Origin of the sequence: Bacillus smithii, from assembly GCF_001050115.1 — a bacterium.
Lineage (GTDB): Bacteria > Bacillota > Bacilli > Bacillales > DSM-4216 > Bacillus_O > Bacillus_O smithii.
The window spans coordinates 2192865-2211160 of sequence record NZ_CP012024.1; the positions used below are offsets into that span (position 1 = coordinate 2192865).

23 protein-coding genes are annotated in these 18296 nt (G+C 41.9%); 2 read left to right on the forward strand and 21 right to left on the reverse strand.

What is annotated here, in order from left to right; genetic code table 11:
* Positions 1-546 precede the first annotated feature (546 nt).
* The 20 genes from BSM4216_RS10260 to BSM4216_RS10355 all read right to left on the reverse strand — a co-directional run bounded on the left by BSM4216_RS10260 (position 547) and on the right by BSM4216_RS10355 (position 15659).
* Positions 547-1434: a polyprenyl synthetase family protein gene (locus tag BSM4216_RS10260; protein ID WP_048623657.1), complete on the reverse strand. Its 888-nt coding sequence runs from the start codon at positions 1432-1434 to the stop codon at positions 547-549.
* A 6-nt stretch (positions 1435-1440) separates the two neighbouring features.
* The gene (xseB, locus tag BSM4216_RS10265; protein ID WP_003355290.1) at positions 1441-1671 is read right to left on the reverse strand and encodes an exodeoxyribonuclease VII small subunit; all 231 of its coding nucleotides are present in this window, start codon (positions 1669-1671) and stop codon (positions 1441-1443) included.
* The gene (xseA, locus tag BSM4216_RS10270) at positions 1661-3016 is read right to left on the reverse strand and encodes an exodeoxyribonuclease VII large subunit (RefSeq protein ID WP_048623658.1); all 1356 of its coding nucleotides are present in this window, start codon (positions 3014-3016) and stop codon (positions 1661-1663) included. The genes xseB and xseA overlap by 11 nt, the downstream gene beginning before the upstream one ends.
* Positions 3017-3131: 115 nt before the next feature.
* Positions 3132-3998, reverse strand: coding sequence for a bifunctional methylenetetrahydrofolate dehydrogenase/methenyltetrahydrofolate cyclohydrolase FolD (gene folD / locus BSM4216_RS10275; protein WP_048623659.1), 867 nt, complete (start codon positions 3996-3998; stop codon positions 3132-3134).
* A 13-nt stretch (positions 3999-4011) separates the two neighbouring features.
* On the reverse strand, positions 4012-4407 hold the full coding sequence (nusB, locus tag BSM4216_RS10280; RefSeq protein ID WP_048623660.1) for a transcription antitermination factor NusB: 396 nt from the start codon (positions 4405-4407) through the stop codon (positions 4012-4014).
* Positions 4408-4628: 221 nt separating this feature from the next.
* Entirely contained in the window at positions 4629-5039 is a 411-nt protein-coding gene (locus BSM4216_RS10285; RefSeq protein WP_003355295.1) for an Asp23/Gls24 family envelope stress response protein, read from the reverse strand.
* A gap of 20 nt (positions 5040-5059) precedes the next feature.
* Positions 5060-6412, reverse strand: a complete 1353-nt coding sequence (accC, locus tag BSM4216_RS10290; RefSeq protein ID WP_048623661.1) for an acetyl-CoA carboxylase biotin carboxylase subunit — start codon at positions 6410-6412, stop codon at positions 5060-5062.
* Positions 6413-6424: 12 nt separating this feature from the next.
* A complete protein-coding gene (accB, locus tag BSM4216_RS10295; RefSeq protein WP_003355297.1) occupies positions 6425-6934 on the reverse strand; it encodes an acetyl-CoA carboxylase biotin carboxyl carrier protein in 510 nt (169 codons plus the stop codon).
* Positions 6935-7514: 580 nt separating this feature from the next.
* Positions 7515-8075 carry a SpoIIIAH-like family protein gene (locus tag BSM4216_RS10300; RefSeq protein WP_048623662.1) on the reverse strand — a complete coding sequence of 187 codons (561 nt, stop codon included), beginning with the start codon at positions 8073-8075 and terminating at the stop codon, positions 7515-7517.
* A 17-nt stretch (positions 8076-8092) separates the two neighbouring features.
* Entirely contained in the window at positions 8093-8737 is a 645-nt protein-coding gene (spoIIIAG, locus tag BSM4216_RS10305; RefSeq protein ID WP_003355299.1) for a stage III sporulation protein AG, read from the reverse strand.
* Positions 8721-9338: a stage III sporulation protein AF gene (spoIIIAF, locus tag BSM4216_RS10310; protein WP_048623663.1), complete on the reverse strand. Its 618-nt coding sequence runs from the start codon at positions 9336-9338 to the stop codon at positions 8721-8723. The genes spoIIIAG and spoIIIAF overlap by 17 nt, the downstream gene beginning before the upstream one ends.
* A 9-nt stretch (positions 9339-9347) precedes the next feature.
* Positions 9348-10541, reverse strand: coding sequence for a stage III sporulation protein AE (spoIIIAE, locus tag BSM4216_RS10315; protein ID WP_082142309.1), 1194 nt, complete (start codon positions 10539-10541; stop codon positions 9348-9350).
* A gap of 132 nt (positions 10542-10673) precedes the next feature.
* Positions 10674-11057 (reverse strand): stage III sporulation protein AD, encoded by a 384-nt coding sequence (spoIIIAD, locus tag BSM4216_RS10320; protein WP_082142310.1) that lies wholly within the window; start codon positions 11055-11057, stop codon positions 10674-10676.
* A gap of 26 nt (positions 11058-11083) precedes the next feature.
* Positions 11084-11287, reverse strand: coding sequence for a stage III sporulation protein AC (spoIIIAC, locus tag BSM4216_RS10325; RefSeq protein ID WP_003355303.1), 204 nt, complete (start codon positions 11285-11287; stop codon positions 11084-11086).
* Positions 11288-11305: 18 nt separating this feature from the next.
* Positions 11306-11818 carry a stage III sporulation protein SpoIIIAB gene (spoIIIAB, locus tag BSM4216_RS10330; RefSeq protein ID WP_003355305.1) on the reverse strand — a complete coding sequence of 171 codons (513 nt, stop codon included), beginning with the start codon at positions 11816-11818 and terminating at the stop codon, positions 11306-11308.
* The gene (gene spoIIIAA / locus BSM4216_RS10335) at positions 11815-12744 is read right to left on the reverse strand and encodes a stage III sporulation protein AA (protein WP_048623664.1); all 930 of its coding nucleotides are present in this window, start codon (positions 12742-12744) and stop codon (positions 11815-11817) included. The genes spoIIIAB and spoIIIAA overlap by 4 nt, the downstream gene beginning before the upstream one ends.
* Positions 12745-12907: 163 nt before the next feature.
* Complete coding sequence (efp, locus tag BSM4216_RS10340; RefSeq protein WP_003355307.1) at positions 12908-13465, reverse strand: elongation factor P; 558 nt, start codon at positions 13463-13465, stop codon at positions 12908-12910.
* A 20-nt stretch (positions 13466-13485) separates the two neighbouring features.
* The gene (locus BSM4216_RS10345) at positions 13486-14547 is read right to left on the reverse strand and encodes a M24 family metallopeptidase (RefSeq protein WP_048623665.1); all 1062 of its coding nucleotides are present in this window, start codon (positions 14545-14547) and stop codon (positions 13486-13488) included.
* Complete coding sequence (aroQ, locus tag BSM4216_RS10350; protein WP_048623666.1) at positions 14547-14993, reverse strand: type II 3-dehydroquinate dehydratase; 447 nt, start codon at positions 14991-14993, stop codon at positions 14547-14549. The genes BSM4216_RS10345 and aroQ overlap by 1 nt, the downstream gene beginning before the upstream one ends.
* Positions 14994-15134: 141 nt before the next feature.
* Positions 15135-15659: a YqhR family membrane protein gene (locus BSM4216_RS10355; protein ID WP_048623667.1), complete on the reverse strand. Its 525-nt coding sequence runs from the start codon at positions 15657-15659 to the stop codon at positions 15135-15137.
* Positions 15660-16058: 399 nt separating this feature from the next.
* Between BSM4216_RS10355 and BSM4216_RS10360 the strand changes: the two genes are divergently transcribed.
* Both BSM4216_RS10360 and BSM4216_RS10365 read left to right on the forward strand, forming a co-directional pair.
* Positions 16059-16955, forward strand: a complete 897-nt coding sequence (locus tag BSM4216_RS10360; protein ID WP_048624494.1) for a DUF1385 domain-containing protein — start codon at positions 16059-16061, stop codon at positions 16953-16955.
* Positions 16956-17013: 58 nt separating this feature from the next.
* Positions 17014-17352 carry an SA1362 family protein gene (locus BSM4216_RS10365; protein WP_048623668.1) on the forward strand — a complete coding sequence of 113 codons (339 nt, stop codon included), beginning with the start codon at positions 17014-17016 and terminating at the stop codon, positions 17350-17352.
* A gap of 17 nt (positions 17353-17369) precedes the next feature.
* Here BSM4216_RS10365 and BSM4216_RS10370 read toward each other — a convergent pair whose 3' ends face one another.
* Positions 17370-18248, reverse strand: a complete 879-nt coding sequence (locus BSM4216_RS10370; protein WP_048623669.1) for a patatin-like phospholipase family protein — start codon at positions 18246-18248, stop codon at positions 17370-17372.
* Between the last annotated feature and the right edge of the window lie 48 nt (positions 18249-18296).

Consider the following 18296-nt stretch of genomic DNA (forward strand, 5'->3'; position numbering starts at 1 on the left):
TTCTGCTTAAACAGGCATTAAGACCGCTTCCTAAACATTGGAAGAAGCCATTTGTTTAGGAGCACTTGCCTCAAAAACTCAAAGCAATAAATCTCAATACATCGAACGGAAAGCACAAGAACGTTGGGCAAAAACGCTCACACCTTTATGACAGCAGCTCTTTTCTTCGACCGCTTAAACGTCCGCATCATCCCGATATTCAAATCGGGCTTTTCAGCTGCCGTCTTTTCCTAAAGCTTCCGTCCACTAAGCCTTATCCGCTTTTTTGCGTATGAGAAACTTCATTTTTCGGCAGTGCCTCTATTGATTGATATGACTGGAACCTGAGCGAATAAACAGCATCTCGATGACGCCAATGTCACTTTGTATTTGATCATATCACAAAACGAATGACCCCACAAACCATTTTGAGAGATAGTGTAACCCTTTATCCAGAGACTCGAATCTCCATTGAAAAACAATGTAGACTAACCGTATATACCCGATTGGTTCGACTCATCATCAGAGAAGGATGCAAACACTCCCGATGATGGAAATTTCACGTCATTAGCTGTCCCTGGTGGCAATCATTAGGGCAATATCTTTTAAAAGAGCTGTCTCAACGTTTAAACGGTTCAACTCTTCTATTGCTTGATGGACATGTTCTTTTAATTTTTCTCTCGCCCCGCTAACGGTTAATAAAGCCGGATACGTATTTTTGTGGTTCGCTATATCACTTCCGACTCTTTTTCCGAGTTTTTCCTCTGAGCCGACTATGTCCAATATATCATCTTGAATTTGAAACGCAATTCCGATGTGGTAGGCATATCTTTCGAAAACAGCCAATTCTGCTTCCGTTGCCCCGCCGATCAAAGCCCCGGCTCTTACGCTAAAGGCAATCAATCGCCCGGTTTTATTTCTATGAACGGCTTCTAGTTCCTCTAAAGTAAGAGCTTTTTTTTCACCTTCCATATCTGCGACTTGCCCTGCTACCATTCCTTCCGGTCCCGCCGCTTTAGCCAATTGCTCTATGATAGCCACTTTTTCTTTTTCATACAAGTCAGGTGATTGAGCGATAATTTGAAAAGCGTACGTCAATAGCGCATCTCCTGCCAAAATAGCGTTTGCCTCTCCGTAAACTTTATGGTTCGTCGGTTTTCCGCGGCGCAAATCGTCATCATCCATACTTGGCAAGTCATCATGGATTAAAGAATAAGTATGAATCATTTCGAGAGCGGCTGCTGCATCCATTCCCCTTTCAGGGTCTTTCCCAAAACTGTTAATAGCAGCAAATAAAAGAACCGGACGTATTCTTTTTCCGCCCGCCTGTAAAGAATAATCCATTGCTTCTTTTAAAACGGGAGGAGAGTCCAAAGAGGAAATATAAAATCTTAATTTCTGTTCTATTTTTTGTTTGTATTCTTTCATAAAATCGGCCAACGTAGATTGGGACAATGTCTTCTACTCCTCCTCTTGAATGCGAAATTCTCTTTCGCCTTCTTCAGTCATGAGCTTTGCTACCTGTTCTTCCGCATCTTGCAATTTATCATGGCAAAGCTTAGAAAGTTCCATACCTTTTTTATAGATTGAAATCGCTTCTTCCAACGGAACATTTCCTTCTTCCAGCTTTCTCACAATGTCCTCCAATTGTTCCATCGCTTGTTCAAATGATAGTTCCTGCTCAATTGCCATTATGATCCCTCCTTACTTCCGTTACTCGGCAATCCAATTGACCGTCTGAAAGACGGATTTGAATATTGTCTCCTCGATCCACTTGTTCGGTGCTTTTGATGACCGTTTGATCTTCCGAAAACACAACGCCATAACCTCTTTCCATAATTTTCATAGGATTGAGGGCGCTAAAAACCGATAAAGTATTTCCCAGCTTTTTCTTATGCTCATTCAAATAGCGAACCATTTGTTTGTGAAGCTCAAGCTGCTGATGTTCTACATTTTCTGAAGCTAGTTGAATTCGTTTTCCCGGATGATGTTTGAATAGTTGTTTGCTCAAATAAGAATAATAATCTTGCAAACGATGAAACTGAAATCTCTGTTCCCTTATTAATTTTTCCGTCAGCCTGTCCACTTTCTCCATTTTCTGAACGTATATCGATGCCGGATTGCGCAAAACATAAGAATCCTTCACCGCTTCATAACGTTTTCGTTCTCTATTTACCTTTTCGGAAACGGCCCGAATCAAGCGCATTTTTTTCGTCAACACTTTCTCCAATACGTCCTCTATTTGCGGTACGGCCAATTCAGCGGCTCCCGTTGGCGTCGGCGCTCTCATATCGGCAACGAAATCCGCGATGGTGAAATCCGTTTCATGTCCGACGGCGGATATAACCGGGATGCGGGAATGGTGAATGGCTCTGGCCACCACTTCTTCATTGAATGCCCATAGCTCTTCGATCGATCCACCGCCGCGCCCAACGATCAGGACATCAATCTCTTCATTGCGATTCGCTTCAGCAATGGCTTTCGCCACAGAACTAGCGGCATTTTCTCCTTGAACAAGCGCCGGATAAACATATACTTTAGTGATGGGAAATCGTCTTTTAATAGTCGTTATAATATCACGAATGGCGGCTCCCGTCGGAGAAGTAACGACTCCAACAGCCGCAGGAAATGACGGGATTTTTTTCTTTATTTCCGGACGAAAGAGGCCTTCTTTTTCCAATTTTTCTTTCAATTGTTCAAAGGCCAGAAACAATTCGCCAATCCCGTCCGGCTGCATTTCCTTGACATAAATTTGATACTGGCCGCTCGCTTCATATACCGTGATTTCCCCTTTAACTAACACTTGCATGCCATTTTCAGGTTGAAATTTTAATCGTCTATTCATCGTGGAAAACATCACGGCCAAAATTCTCGCCTGGTCGTCCTTTAACGTAAAATACATATGTCCGCTCGTATGCTGTTTGAAATTGGAAATTTCACCTTTTACCATGACGTTTCGAAGGTACGGATCCGCATCGAATTTTCTTTTGAGATATTTCGTTAATGCCTTCACCGTTAAATACGCTGGCTGATTCATAAAAAATCACCTTTTCGTCTTTTTCCCGGCTACGGCTGCCGGAATGTCATAAGAAAAGCTGCATTCCACGCCAATCGCTGGAAGGCAGCCTTCTTTTTTATTATTGTACTATGAATCAATTGGAAATGCGATCTTTTACCATTCTTTTGGCTGATTGAACCGTATTGTAAAGCAACATCGTAATCGTCATCGGTCCAACTCCACCAGGCACAGGAGTAATGAAGCTTGCTTTTTCTCGAACGGATTCAAAGTCAACGTCCCCGCAAAGCTTTCCGTTTTCGTCGCGGTTCATACCGACATCAACGATGACAGCCCCTTCTTTCACATCTTCTGCTTTTAAAAATTTCGCTTTTCCAACTGCCGCTATGATGATATCGGCTTGTTTCGTATGATACGAAAGATTTTCTGTTTTAGAATGACAATAAGTGACAGTCGCATTACGCTGAAGTAATAAAAGTCCGGCAGGCTTTCCAACAATGTTGCTCCGCCCAATGACAACTGCCCGTTTTCCTTGCAAATCGATCTGTTCTCTTTCCAGCAGTTTCATAATGCCATATGGGGTACACGGCAAAAACCCTTCTTTTCCTATTACCATTTTCCCAACGTTCACCGGATGAAACCCATCGACATCTTTTTCTGGAGAAATCGTGTCAATGACTTTTGATTCGGAAATGTGACCAGGAAGCGGCAGCTGAACAAGAATGCCATGAATTCGCTTATCCTCATTCAATTCGCGGATTTTATCGAGCAGCTCGGCTTCCGAAATGGCAGCAGGGTATTTATAAATTTCCGAATGAATGCCTACTTCCTTACAGCCTTTTTCTTTATTCCTTACATACGTATGGGATGCGGGATCATCTCCGACCAGTATCACGGCAAGACCCGGAACAACACCTTGCGCTTTTAATTCATCCACTTCTTTTTTTATTTCTTCACGAATTTCCTTTGCCGCCGCTTTCCCATCAATTAGTTTGCCTGCCAATGCTTTTCGCCTCCTATTTATTCTCTAGCGACTTTTTAATTCTTGATAAAACACCGTTAATAAATTTTCCTGAACGTTCGTCTCCAAATCGTTTGCCGATTTCTACTGCCTCATTGATTGCCACATTGGCGGGAACATCTTCCCGATATTTCATTTCGTAGACAGCCAATCTTAAAATATTGCGGTCGACTTTTGCCAAGCGGTCAAATGACCAATTTTCCAAATGCTGTTTAATGCAGCCATCTATTTCATCCAGATGTTCATATGTACCGAGTACACATTGATGCACATAACTGTCGTCCACTTCTTCAGGGACTACATTTCGGATAGCTTCCGCTGGATCCGCACCGCTTACATCGATCTGATATAACGCTTGCAGACTTTTTTCGCGCGCTTCTCTTCTGTTCATTCGTGCTCTCCTTCTTTTTATGTATTTCTTGCTGGTATTATATCAAGACAATCAAAAATGAGAAAAGAAGTTCCGACCAATTAAGCGACCATTCGCATAACGGCACGTACAAAAAGAGGCCGACCCAAAAAGACCCGCCCCTCCTTATCACTCAAGAATTGTTGTCTTTATTCAGACAAAGATGAGGAGGGACATGATCCTCGGCATGGGGTCAGCTATTTTTACACTTCTTGTTCAATTTCGCCGTCATTCGTTTTCGTTTCAAATTGTACTCCTACAATATGGACATTTACTTCATCAGCCTCAAGCGATGTCATATTGAGCAGCGCCTGGCGAATACTGTCTTGAACTTTTTGAGCTACAGACGGGATGGAGATGCCAAAATGGACGACACAATAGACGTCCACCTTCATGCTTTCGTCTGTCAACTCCACTTTTACACCTTTCCCATGGTTTTTCCGTCCTAAACGTTCCGCTACACCCGACGCAAAACTTCCGCGCATTTGAGCAACGCCCTCTACTTCAGAAGCGGCAATTCCGGCAATCACTTCAATGACTTCAGGCGCAATCTCTATTTTCCCCAGCTCATTTTCATCATTGTTCATTTCCAACAGTTGGTTATTTTCAACCATTTTCTGCACCTCCGGGCATATTATGTGTTCATCACATCATACATCTCAAGAAACTTTGTATTAAAGTCTCCTTCCACGAACTTTTCATGCGCTAATAATTTCAAATGAAACGGAATGGTTGTATGAACACCATCAATGACAAACTCGCTTAAAGCACGTTTCATCCGGGCGATCGCTTCTTCGCGGGTATCGCCGTAAGCAATTAATTTGGCGATCATAGAATCGTAATAAGGAGGAATCATATAGCCTGGATACGCAGCGGAATCCACACGAACTCCAAGCCCTCCCGGCGGCAAATACATTTGGATTATGCCCGGGGAAGGCATGAAATTTTTCTCAGGATTCTCTGCATTGATACGGCATTCAATCGCCCATCCATGAAAAGTCACGTCTTCTTGTTTAAGGGAAAGTTGTTCTCCAGAAGCGATACGAATTTGTTCTTTCACAAGATCAACGCCAGTAACCAGTTCTGTTACAGGATGCTCCACTTGAATCCGGGTATTCATTTCCATGAAATAAAATTGGCGGTTACGATAATCATAAATAAATTCTATCGTACCGGCTCCTGTATAATCAACCGCCTTTGCCGCTTTCACGGCCGCTTCTCCCATTTCTTTTCGAATTTCACCGTCTAAAGCAGGTGATGGAGATTCTTCCAACAATTTTTGCAGACGTCTTTGTATCGAACAATCCCGTTCACCTAAATGAATGACGTTGCCGTATTGGTCCGCCAAAATTTGGATTTCTACATGACGGAAATCTTCAATGTATTTTTCGATGTATACACCGGGGTTGCCAAAAGCAGTAGCCGCTTCTTGTTGAGTAATATTGATTCCTTTTTCCAGATCCTGTGGATTTCTGGCAACGCGAATGCCTTTTCCGCCACCGCCTGCGGTCGCTTTTATAATCACAGGATAGCCAATTTCCTCAGCCAGTGATAGGGCTTCATCGATGTTTTTGATAATCCCATGAGATCCCGGAACGATTGGAACACCGGCTTTTTTCATCGTTTCTCTCGCTACGTCTTTCGTTCCCATTTTAGAAATGGCTTCCGGTGAAGGGCCAACAAACGTGATATTGCATTCACGGCATAATTCTGCGAAATCGGCGTTTTCCGACAAAAATCCATATCCAGGGTGAATCGCATCACAGTTAGTCAAGGTGGCTACGCTGATGATATTCGTCATGTTCAAATAGCTTTCTTTTGATGTCTTCGGACCAACGCAATAAGCTTCATCCGCAAGCTGGACATGGAGCGCTTCTTTATCTGCTTCCGAATAAATGGCGACGGTCTCTATACCTAATTCCCGACAAGCGCGAATAATTCGGACCGCAATTTCCCCACGGTTCGCAACCAGTAGTTTTTTTATCATGCCGATCTCTCCTTATTCTGTTTTCACTAGAAACAACGGTTGCCCATATTCCACCAATTGCCCGTCTTTTACTAGCACTTCCACAATTTCTCCGTCTACTTCTGCCTCTATTTCATTAAATAACTTCATGGCTTCTATAATGCAAACCACTGTATTCTTCTGTACTTTTGATCCTACTTTTACGTAAGGATCAGCGTCTGGAGACGGAGATTGATAAAACGTTCCGACCATTGGAGATGTAATTTTATGTAATGCTGAATCCGTATTGGATGTTTCTGCTTTCTCTTGCGCCGCCTCTGTCGAAGCTTTTTCCACAGCCGCCTGTTCTTTTGGCGCCGCTGCTTGTGCGGCAGCAGGCTGCAGGGATGCAGCAGGTTGAACAGAAACAGGCTCTTGCTGTACATATGTAACACCGGCACGCTTTTTCATTTGGATTTTAGCGCCGTCTTCTTCATATACAAACTCGTCAATGCTTGATTGATCGACAAGCTTAATTAGCTCCCTAATTTCTTGGACTTTCATTTTTAGCACCCTTTCCTAAATAATGACTAAATAATAAGCCTAATTAATAACATCATACGATAAGAATTTGTGAAAAGACAAGAACAGCTTTATTCATGTTTCCATGAATATCCCTATTTTAGCTGTTTTTCATGCAATAATAAAGATCAGGATTGTTTTTCTTCCTCCCGGACTTTTTCAGTTTTCGCCAAAACAAATGACAATCCTGCTTTTCGGAAAAGAAAAAATTCAAATACTTTTTTTCATAAGGCGATCATGTCCCCCTCTTTGAAAACCAGAAATACGTTGAAAAATCATTCAGCCCACAAATAAAACCTTGTCTCAAAATGAATGACAAGGCTCCATTTCATAACACGGAATATTCAGAAAACATTTGTTGTTTGAATCCCTTTTGACTTCAATGAGATTTCTTCTTCATTCCTCGCTTTGAGGACTTTTTCATACAATCCGAAAAACAAGTTCATAAGCAAAGATAGATGAATCAGGTGAGTGAAACCTCATACCCTCTCTCAAAATCTATTGAGAAATATCACTGATTTATCGTCCGCCGTTTTCCATTCCTATAGACTGTTCTTATATGCTATTTAGAAGGCTGGAATTCCACGGCAATTGGCAAATATTGATTATCCATTTCTTTTTCAACAAGGTGAATGATCTCGTTCGCATCTTTAGCGGAATGTTCATTCGATTTTACTGTAATTAATATTTGCTTTCCGTCATCGCGAACCAGCGCATCTTTATATCCTTTCGATTTGATCAGCGTTTCAAGAACATTTTCTTTTGTTGCCATTTCCGTCAGCTTTTCCATCTCGTCATAAGCCTTGTTTTTTTCTTCAGGAGACAAATCAGAGGAAGCTAATTTGTTGGTCAGCTCTTCCCGCAATTTGCTGCGTTCATCTTGAATTTCCAGACGCAGAGCTTCGAAAGCTTCATCCCCCGCAGATTTCGTAATGACTTCCACATTATGGTTTTTGGCCGATTTATCTTTTGCCGATTCATCCGCTGCTGGATTGGTTTGTTTTTGTTCTGCCAATTCGCCGCCGTTTTTCGGCTGTTCGGGAGAAGTAATGTAATATACCGATAGCACCACAACTAGGCTAAGCATGGTTAATAGCCATACAGTCTGTTTTTTTAAAAGCATTTTTCAGAATCCTCCTTCTATTTTTTAGGCATTACGGCCACTCTGTAGCTAGGAACATCCAATACCCTCGTAACCGCTTCAATAATCCATTTTTTGACTTCAATGTTTTCTGCTCCTTCCGCTACAACTAGAACCCCGCGTATTTTCGGTTTCATCGTTTCTACGACGAGCGGTTCATCCGTTTCACCTTTTTGCACCATCACCACGTTTTCTTCTTTTGTTTCATCTTGAATGGTTCTTTTCCCTCCTTGTTTATCCTTTTCTTCCGTTGTTTGCTTTTGGGTTTTCGTGTTTTTTTCCAGTACTTTTTTTTCTGTTGCTTCTACATTTACGACAACCGTGACATTATTGACGCCCAGCATTTCATCAAGTGCTTCTTTTAGTTGATTTTCATACTGAGTTTCGTAATCTTGGATGTTTTTCGGCTTTGTTTTCTTATCTGTCGCAAAGGTTTCCACATCTTTTTGCGAAGGGGGCTGCACAGTTGTCGTAACTGCCTGATTTTTCTTGTTCCACATATCACTTGCGGCCATCAAGGCGGCTCCAATAACGGCAGCGACCACCAAAAACAGCAATTTGTTCTTTTTCTTATCGTTCTTCCCATCGCCTAGTTTTAGCGGGAGCCATTTTTTATCAGAACTGTTTTTAGAATCCATGCCCATCCGTCCCCTCTTCATCCAGTACCACGATTTTTTCCGGATCCTCTCCCCACTGTTTGGCTAAAAAAGCAGCGATTTTTTTCTCTTCTTCATGCGGCTTTGAACTTCGAGAATCGTGAATGTCGATATTGACCTCTTGAACAGATTCTGTCATTCCGTCTTTTGCGTCTTTTAAAACCACCTTGATTTTATTTATATCCTCCTGCTTATACCCATGTTGATCTTTCATTTCCACTTGAATATCCACAATTTCTTTTTTGTACTTCTTCATCAGCTCCTTTTCCACCGAATGTTTTAATTGGACAGCCATCTGTTTTAAAATATATTCACGCTGAGACGCTTGTATTTCATTTTTCTTTTGATTCAATTGATTTTCTGCTTCCCAGGTTTCTCCGCCGCTCGTTTTGATCGCCGAAACGATTTCTTGCTGGAATTGGCCGGAAAACACCGAGAGCAGCGGCGTTAACAGGACAACGATTAAAATAAGTCCAACGATGATTTTCAAATATTTTTGATAAGTCGAAGAGGGAAGCAGCATTTCGATGGTGACAGCAAATAAAAGCAAAAGAATGATGTTGGCAATCCATTTCGCAAAAAAATCCATGTCAACCTCCTAGCGCATCATCATCGTGATATTTCCGGCTGTCACAATTATCGTAATACAGAGAAAAAACATGATGGAAACAATCGCCAAAGCGGCAAAGACATAAAGAATGCTTTTGCTCATAATATCTAAGCAAGTTATGACGGGGCCTGCTCCAATCGGCTGCAAAACAGAGGCGGCCACCTTATAGATCAAGGCAATGAGCAAAATTTTTACTGCTGGAAAAGCGGCAATAATGAGTATGATCGCCATACCGGCTATACCGACCGTATTTTTTAACAACACGGATGCGCTGATGACGGTATCGGCCGTTTCTGTGAGCATCCGTCCGATAACAGGGACAAAATTACCCGTTACAAATTTCGCGGTCCTCACAGCCAGGCCATCCGTCACAGCGGTGGCGGTCCCTTGAACGGAAACGACCCCCAGAAAAACGGCCATAAAAATCCCTAAAAGACCGATGCTCCAATTTCTTAATAAGGAGGCAAGCTGAGTGGCTTTATACTCTTTTGAAAACAAACTGACCATGCTGACTACGACAGATAGAAAAAGCAGGGGAAACACAATGTTTTGAATAAACAGCCCGCTCGTATTCATTAAAAAGATCATAACGGGATGGAAAAAGGCAGCGGAAACAGCTCCCCCCGATGCAGCAATAAGCGCAAGAAGCAAAGGAATAAGAGCCAATGAAAAATGAGTCATCCGTTCAATCGATTCTTTTGAATATTGAATGGCAATGTGAAAACTATTCAATGCAATGACAATCAGCACCATAAAAACAACGGCATACGCCACTTTGCTGACGGTCCCCTGCTCAAAAGCATTTTGAAGCGATTGCAGAAGGGCACATAAAACAGTGAGCACGATCAACGATCCCAAAAGTTTTCCACTCTTTAACACTTCTTGAATAGAAAATTTGACTATGGCCGAAAACCATGCTTGGATGGAAAACTGCTTTTCGCCTTTTAAATAATCCATAAGGGATCCTGTTTGAGATTCAGGAAGATATCCGCCATATTCATTGACTACTTCTTTCCAGTAATTCATCAACTCATCTACCCCTAGGTTTTCCAGCTGGGTTTGCACCATTTCCTTTTGGGAAGGGTGTTCACGAGAATCCGAAGAACCTTCCGCCTGGACAACAGTTCCAGAAAAGGCAAAAGAATAGAGAGCGAAGACGAAAAGCATTGAATAGACACGCAATCTTTTTCACCATCCTAAAAGGGCTCTGTCCTGCTTTCCTCGACCGGAACAAAAGTCCCGGATAACGCATTCAGGTTAAAAGTAAGATGACGTTTTTCCTCTTGAGTAATGGTCGACGATGAATATTGATTTTTATTTTGCCGGAATTAAAGAAATAATCGTCTCGAGCAGGACTGATAAAATAGGAACAGCCATGGCCAATATCAAGATTTTTCCTGCTAATTCCACCTTTGATGCCAGAGACGAAAGTCCCGCATCCTTTGATATTTGAGAAGCCAGTTCGGCAATATAGGCGATCCCGATAATTTTCAAAATCGTCTCCACATACACCATGTTGATGTCTGTTTTGGAAGCAATTTCACGAATCATTTGAATAATGGATTGAATTTGATCGATTAAAAACAAAAAAATTCCAACACTGACAAATAGAACAAGCAACACAGCAAAATTGGGCTTTTGTTCTTTTAAGAGGAGAGTTAAAAATACTGTAATAAGCGCGATCCCCGCAATTTTGATTATGTCAATCTTCCTCTCCCCCTTTTCTACTGAAACAAAAATACAGATTTGATTTTTTCAAACAAATCCCCAACGATGGTGGCAACAACAAACAAAATATAGATAAATCCAAATAATGTAACCCACTGGGCATACTCTTTTTTTCCTACTTGGTCCAAAATCGTATGCAAGAAGGCGACAACGAGTCCGACACCGGCGATTTTAAAAATAATATCCACATCTATCCCCATGTACGATTCCCCCTGGTTTTAGAAAAGCAAAAGGACCAAAAGCAGCCCTACTAAAATGCTTAAACTTTTGTACATTTTTTCGTATTTTTTTTGATTTTCCCGCGCTTCTTCCTCTTCTCTTTGCAAATGGGCAAGGGTCAGAAGAATGTGCTTCTGCTGGGTCAGAAGGTCATGTTTGCCTAACGATCCGCCAAATTGTTCTATAATTTCATATTCCGGCCGCTTAAAGGCTGCCTTATTTCTGATAAAATGGAGACTGTTTTTCCATGCTTCATCGACTGAAATTTCTGTCGATAAAATCGTTTCTGCAAAAGTAAGGAACAACTGGGAGACAGGGAATCCGAACTGATGACCGATTTTTCTCGCTGCTTCATGCAAAGGGGTATGCCCGTACATAATTTCCGCCTCCAACGACTGCAACGCCGCGATCATCATTTTCAATTGCTTCGTCCGATCGGCTAATTGTTTTGCTTGTTCGAATCCGAACCAGCAAGCGGACCCCAGAATCAAGATGGCACCAATCCATTTCATCCTTTTTCCACCCTCATTTGGCGGGACAGCCGTTGCCCTTTTTCTCCTCTAATGACGGAAATAGTACCGGGACCTTTTTCTCGTGTCAGTTCCACATACCTTTCGATTAATTGCCGATTGACAATATCAGCAAGAAGAGGGCGTTTTTGAATCTCTTCAAGAGAATCTCCGTGTGTCGTCATGACAAGCTTTACCCCTGCATTGACCGCTTCCAGCACAGCCATTCGATCCTCTTCCCGCCCGATTTCATCTACTACTAAAACATCCGGACTCATCGAACGAATCATCATCATCATGCCTTCCGCTTTTGGACATGCATCCAACACATCCACTCTTGGTCCAAAGGAAAGCTGAGGAATCCCAAACATACAGCCGGCGATTTCGGAACGTTCATCGACAATTCCTACTTTTAAGGGTGGAATATTCAATTGGTCACAACCGGTCGAAACGACTCTGGCGATATCACGGAGAAGAGTCGTTTTTCCTGTCTGGGGAGCCCCGATAATCATCGTATGTTTCCATCCTTTTTCAAATAAAAAAGGGATAAGAGGACGTGAAATCCCTATGATCTCCCGGGCAATTCTTATATTAAAAGAGGACAAATGGCGCAATCCCTTGACTTGTCCATTTTCAAGGATGACTTTTCCCGCCAGCCCCACTCGATGCCCTCCTTCGATGGTAATGTACCCCCGTTTCAATTCTTCTTCCAGCGTATAAAAAGAATGGTGGCTTATTTTACTCATAAACGTTTCCCCGTCCTCTTTCGTGACAACATGAGAAAGAAACAGGGGGCGTCCCTTGACAGCGATCTCAAGCGGACGACCAATTCTCATACGGATTTCTTCCACTTTCATCCAATAGTTGTCGGGCAGTCGCTTCATTTCATCCGCAATTGTCTTTGGCAAATAATCAAAAATTTCTTCCACATTCATTCCTCCTAGTACAAGCCCCCTCTACTACAAATATATTTTCGATCGAAGGAAGTATGACTTCATTTCACCCAAATCCAAAAGCAGGAAAAAAAGAAGCCAGATCAAAATCCATAAAAGGATCTTGATCTGGCTTCCTTCAACTTAAAATGTAGTATGATTACGCTCTTGAAACGTATGAGCCGTCTGATGTGTTAATAACGAGTTTGTCGCCTTCATTTACAAAGAACGGAACTTGTACGACAAGCCCTGTTTCAAGCGTTGCTGGTTTTGTACCGCCTGATGCTGTATCTCCTTTAACTCCTGGTTCCGTTTCCACGACCGTCAATTCCACTGTATTCGGAAGTTCCACACCGATTGTTTCTCCTTGATACATCATAATGAAAACTTCCATATTTTCTTTTAAGAATTTTAATTCGTACTCGATTTGGGAGCTGCTTAATTCGATTTGTTCGTATGTTTCATTATCCATGAAAACGTGTTGATCGCCGTTTGCATACAAGTATTGCATTTTTCGATTATCAATTTGTGCTCTTTCTACTTTTTCGCCGGCGCGAAACGTTTTTTCTTGAATGGCGCCTGTGCGCAAGTTGCGCAGCTTCGAACGAACGAATGCCGCTCCTTTACCCGGTTTCACGTGCTGGAAATCCAGTACGCGCCAAATTTCTCCATCAACTTCAATCGTCAAACCTGTTCGAAAATCATTTACTGAAATCATGTATGGCTTCCTCCTGTAATTTACAAAATAATCAATTCTTTTGTTGAATGCGTGATCGTTTCATTGCCGCTGCTCGTGATAATCGTATCGTCTTCAATGCGGACTCCGCCAAGACCGGGCACATAGATCCCCGGTTCAACCGTTACAACCATTCCCGGCTGCAGCACAATATCCGAACGCATAGACAATAAAGGCTTTTCATGAACTTCCAATCCAATTCCATGACCAAGAGAATGGCCAAATCGATCGCCGAAACCTTTTTCTGCTATGTAGTTTCTCGCAATCGCGTCTGCTTCTTTCCCGGTCATTCCCGGTTTTATTTTTTCCACCGCCAACAATTGAGCCTCGAGAACAATTTGATAAATGTTTTTCAAATCGTCGGAAGGCTCGCCAACGGCTACCGTGCGAGTAATATCGGAAACATATCCTTTGTAAAGGGCTCCATAGTCAAGAGTGACTAAGTCCCCTTTTTCGATGATTTTATCGCTGGCCACTCCGTGCGGCAAAGCGGATCTTTTTCCTGAAGCAACGATCGTATCAAACGAAGAAGAAGTTGCCCCGCACTTTCTCATAAAGAACTCAAGTTCATTGGCGACTTCAAGCTCAGTGATTCCCGGTTTGATAAAGTCCAAAATATGTTTAAACGCAGCATCGGCAATATCGGCAGCTTCCTTTAATATCTTAATCTCTGATTCGCTCTTAATCAAGCGCAAGTTTTCGATGATATCACCGACAGGAACTAGCTCGCCTTTAAAAGCTTTCTGATAGTCTTGATAATTGGAAAAGGTTAAGTAATCTTTTTCAAAGCCTAATTTTTGAATGCCTAGCTTTTCAGCCTGTTTCGCCACTTCTTCATGAATGGGAACGGCATGTTGGACAATTTCATATCCTTTTGCCTGATTCCCTGCTTGTTCCACGTAGCGAAAATCGGTAATAAATAAAGCTTTTTCCTCAGAAATAAGCGCTACTCCGCTCGTTCCGGTGAAATTTGTCATATAGCGTCGATTAAAGGGGCTTGTCACTAGCATCCCATCAATACCGGCTTGAGCAAATTGTTCACGAAGTCTTTTGATTTTTTCCATTAAGATTCTCTCCCCTGTATGTACTGAATAATGGCTTGAAGCGCCAACTCATAACCCAGTGCCCCCAATCCGACAATTTGACCAATGACTTCGGGAGCGATGACAGAATGGTGTCGAAAGGATTCACGTCGATGTATGTTTGACAAATGAACTTCTATCACCGGGACTTGAACGGAAGCTATTGCATCTCTTAGCGCATAGCTGTAATGCGTAAAAGCCCCTGGATTGAAAATGACGCCTTCTATCCCTTCGTCTTCTGCTTGATGAATGCGGTCAATCAGGGCCCCTTCATAGTTAGATTGGAAACAAACCACCTCTGCTCCAAACTCTTTTCCTTTTTCCCGAACTCTTTTCTCAATGGAATCCAATGTTTCGGTTCCATAAATCGCCGGTTCTCGTTTTCCTAAACGATTTAAGTTCGGGCCGTTTAATAAAAGTATATGCACAGCGACCACCTTATTGAAAAAGATTTCTTTAAAACATTTTATCACAAATATCCCATATCTTTCATTAGCCTTCTCTGAAAGACCACACTTTTCCGTTGGGGGAGAGCGTATAATAAACAGGAAGCTTTTAACTATGACCTATTATTGATTTTCTTGTTTTTGAAGCTTTTTATAATATTGACCATATACTTCTCCATATTGATAAGAAATGGAAAATCCGACAAATAAGCCATAAAGCGAATAGAGACAAAGACTTGTCACATAAGTATGAAAAGAAATGTGTTTCCAATGTTTTATGCCGGGAAAAATTGGGTTGAAAATAAATATGACAACCAAAAACAAGGCAATCCCATATCCTACTCCCATCCACATAGATTTTATTTTTTTGAAGCAAAGATAGTAGATAAAGGCCGCTAGAATCGAAACGATTCCATAAGCGAACAATGTCATGAAAAAACCAATCCATGTTTCCCGCCATTTTCCTACAGTAAACGGTTCCAGCAAAACATTCGGTTCAATCGTGGTAAAATGAAACCAGTAGGCAAAATAAGCCACAAAACTCCATAACAATCCTCCAAAAAAGCCTGTAACGGCCACATATGCAAACATTGACATCGTTGGCTGACTGTGTTCTGATTGATTCTTTCCATTTGCATTTCCGTCCATGTTGCTCACCTCCATTTGACGTGAACGTTTCGCTTCATCATAAAGATTCTCACCTTACTTGCATCTGACATATTCCCTTGATTATTTTGTGAATAATGACCAAAATGAATTCGCTAACCTATCTGTAAGTCGTTTGGAAGGATTATTTATCATCGTGAAGTTCCTAAACACGCATGATTCAAGACCAAAGCTATTTCCTCCTTCACCACGAAGCCTCTTCTATTGAAGTCCTCTTTTAATATGCCCTATCTAAAAAAACTTTTTCGTCCTTTCGTGCAGACCTTTCCTTATTCAGAAAAGAAAGTTAAAATAGGGATAACAAAAGTTTACGATGAGCGAGGGATTCCATTGAAACAAACAAAGCCTTTATATGGAGGCCAAGCCGTAATCGAAGGAGTGATGTTTGGGGGTAGACACTTTACGGTCACCGCTGTCAGGAAAAAAGACGGTGAAATGGAGTTTTACCGCCTTCCTCGAGAACAAAAACCGATCTTTCAAAAAATCAAAAACATCCCATTGCTGCGGGGTATCGCGGCCATCATCATCGCAACCGCCACCGGCTCAAAACATCTCCAATTTTCTTCCGATCTGTATGAATCCAATTGGGAAAAAGACATGGATGATGAAGCTCCAAAAAAAGAAACAAAAAAATGGACGATGGCCTTAAATGCAGCGATCGTCGGTATTCTGTCTTTTCTGTTTGCCAAATTTGTCTTCACCCTTGTGCCCGTGTTTTTGGCAGAATTCACCCGTCCCATTTTTCCCGGAGATTTGACTCAAATTTTCATAGAAGGTATGTTTAAACTTCTACTGCTTCTAGCATATATTCATTTTATTTCGTTGACTCCCCTTGTAAAAAAAGTGTTGCAATATCACGGAGCAGAGCATAAAGTGATCAATGCCTTTGAAAATGGTCTCGATTTAACCGTTGAAAATGTTCAATCTCAGTCGCGCTTGCATTATCGCTGCGGCAGCAGTTTTCTTCTTTTTACCGTAATTGTCGGAATATTTGTATATATGTTTGTTCCGGTTCACCCTCTTTGGCTGAGAGTAGTAAACCGGATTGCTCTGATACCTGTTGTGCTGGGTCTGTCTTTTGAAATGCTGCAGATCACCAACAAACTGCGAACAGTGCCGATATTAAAATATTTAGGCTATCCTGGCTTATGGCTTCAATTGCTGACGACAAAAGAACCGAGTGATGATCAAGTAGAAGTGGCCATCGCTTCCTTTAACGAACTACTCCGTTTGGAAATGATGGAAGAAAAAAGATTAAAAGAACAGAAAATTGTCTAAACTATCAATAGATCATCCATCGACAATGAATTTCATGCCTGGCAGGGAGGTGGGTTTCTTGAAGATTCGCACTTTCGTTTTCTTTTTAATCACGGGTCTTGCCGCCATCGGGTTATTGTCTTTCTTTGCAGGCTCTCCTAATGCACTGGGAAAGCGAATCCTGTTTTTAATCTTTGTTGCAAGTCTTCTGTATATCGTCTACAGAATGGGAATCAAAAAGCCGGTACGCAAAGACCAGCAAGCATTTTTAAGAGCAGCTAAAAAATCCAAGAAAAGAATCAGGAAACGTCAATCATCCCGACTTTCTACCCAAAAAAGAAAACCGATTCGCAGAAGAAACGACGTCCATCTGACCGTCATCGAAGGAAAAAAAGGGAAAAAGAAAAAACGAGCTTAACCCTTGGCTCGCTTCCATTAACCATAGCTCCAGTTTTTTAAAAACCGCCGAGTTTGTTCGCGTCCTAATTCCACAAGGACGCGTTTTTCATTATCATTTAATTCAAACTCCGTCAAACTAATTCCATTCGTTTTAATAAATACAATATTTTTCTCCAGTTTACGGGATATATAACGGGCATCGTGAGCATCTTTCATCGTTTTAAAAAGGGCGCTAAACAACTCAATGGCATTATGAATGTTTTTTTCCTGAATATCGGAATCTCGCGGAACCAGCTTAATCCCGATCACCGGACGTTTTCTACCCTCCTGGCCGAAAATCCACATGGGAAAGTTGCTCAAAATGCCACCATCCGCGATCAACGCTGTTCCCTTAGCTGTTTTAAGCTTTGCCGGCTGAAAAAAATAAGGGAGCGAACAGCTCATGCGAATCGCTCGAGCGACGGAAAAATTCTCAGGCGAAATGCCGTAGGGCTGAAGATCATCCGGCAAAACGATTAACTGGCCGTTTGTCAAATCGGAAGCGACGACTCTCAGTGTCTCGGGAGGTAAATCAGCAAATGTCCGAACACCTTTTTGCGCCAATTTTTCGCTTAACCATGCTTCTAATGAATCTCCTTTATAAAGTCCTAATTTCCAATAGACTTTTAGCCAATTTAAAAATGCCGGAAAGTATCGTGGAGAATCGTCCAACAAATCCTTCAAGTCCACTTCATCTATTAATTGGTAAATTTCGCTGCTTCTATAACCGGCCGCTATAAAACCGGCAATGATCGAACCGGCGCTTGTACCCGCAAGCCTGATAAATTGATATCCTTTCTCTTCCAGTTCTTGATAAGCGCCAATTAACGCAAAACCTCTTATTCCCCCTCCGGAAAAAACCCCATCGATTTTCATACGGCCCCTCCTTCGATGCAAACTTTCTTTTATATGTTTAAGAATGGG

Bases quoted from the DNA above. Each gene is read 5' to 3' on its own strand.
- BSM4216_RS10355 (WP_048623667.1), bottom strand. From the start codon at position 15,659: ATGGACGGAAATGCAAATGGAAAGAATCAATCAGAACACAGTCAGCCA.
- spoIIIAB (WP_003355305.1), bottom strand. From the start codon at position 11,818: ATGAAATGGATTGGTGCCATCTTGATTCTGGGGTCCGCTTGCTGGTTC.
- BSM4216_RS10370 (WP_048623669.1), bottom strand. From the start codon at position 18,248: ATGAAAATCGATGGGGTTTTTTCCGGAGGGGGAATAAGAGGTTTTGCG.
- spoIIIAG (WP_003355299.1), bottom strand. From the start codon at position 8,737: ATGGGCATGGATTCTAAAAACAGTTCTGATAAAAAATGGCTCCCGCTA.
- spoIIIAC (WP_003355303.1), bottom strand. From the start codon at position 11,287: ATGGGGATAGATGTGGATATTATTTTTAAAATCGCCGGTGTCGGACTC.
- nusB (WP_048623660.1), bottom strand. From the start codon at position 4,407: ATGAACAGAAGAGAAGCGCGCGAAAAAAGTCTGCAAGCGTTATATCAG.
- xseA (WP_048623658.1), bottom strand. From the start codon at position 3,016: ATGAATCAGCCAGCGTATTTAACGGTGAAGGCATTAACGAAATATCTC.
- accB (WP_003355297.1), bottom strand. From the start codon at position 6,934: ATGAAAGTCCAAGAAATTAGGGAGCTAATTAAGCTTGTCGATCAATCA.
- accC (WP_048623661.1), bottom strand. From the start codon at position 6,412: ATGATAAAAAAACTACTGGTTGCGAACCGTGGGGAAATTGCGGTCCGA.
- efp (WP_003355307.1), bottom strand. From the start codon at position 13,465: ATGATTTCAGTAAATGATTTTCGAACAGGTTTGACGATTGAAGTTGAT.
- BSM4216_RS10285 (WP_003355295.1), bottom strand. From the start codon at position 5,039: ATGGTTGAAAATAACCAACTGTTGGAAATGAACAATGATGAAAATGAG.
- BSM4216_RS10360 (WP_048624494.1), top strand. From the start codon at position 16,059: ATGTTTGGGGGTAGACACTTTACGGTCACCGCTGTCAGGAAAAAAGAC.
- BSM4216_RS10300 (WP_048623662.1), bottom strand. From the start codon at position 8,075: ATGCTTTTAAAAAAACAGACTGTATGGCTATTAACCATGCTTAGCCTA.
- BSM4216_RS10345 (WP_048623665.1), bottom strand. From the start codon at position 14,547: ATGGAAAAAATCAAAAGACTTCGTGAACAATTTGCTCAAGCCGGTATT.
- spoIIIAF (WP_048623663.1), bottom strand. From the start codon at position 9,338: ATGGATTTTTTTGCGAAATGGATTGCCAACATCATTCTTTTGCTTTTA.
- xseB (WP_003355290.1), bottom strand. From the start codon at position 1,671: ATGGCAATTGAGCAGGAACTATCATTTGAACAAGCGATGGAACAATTG.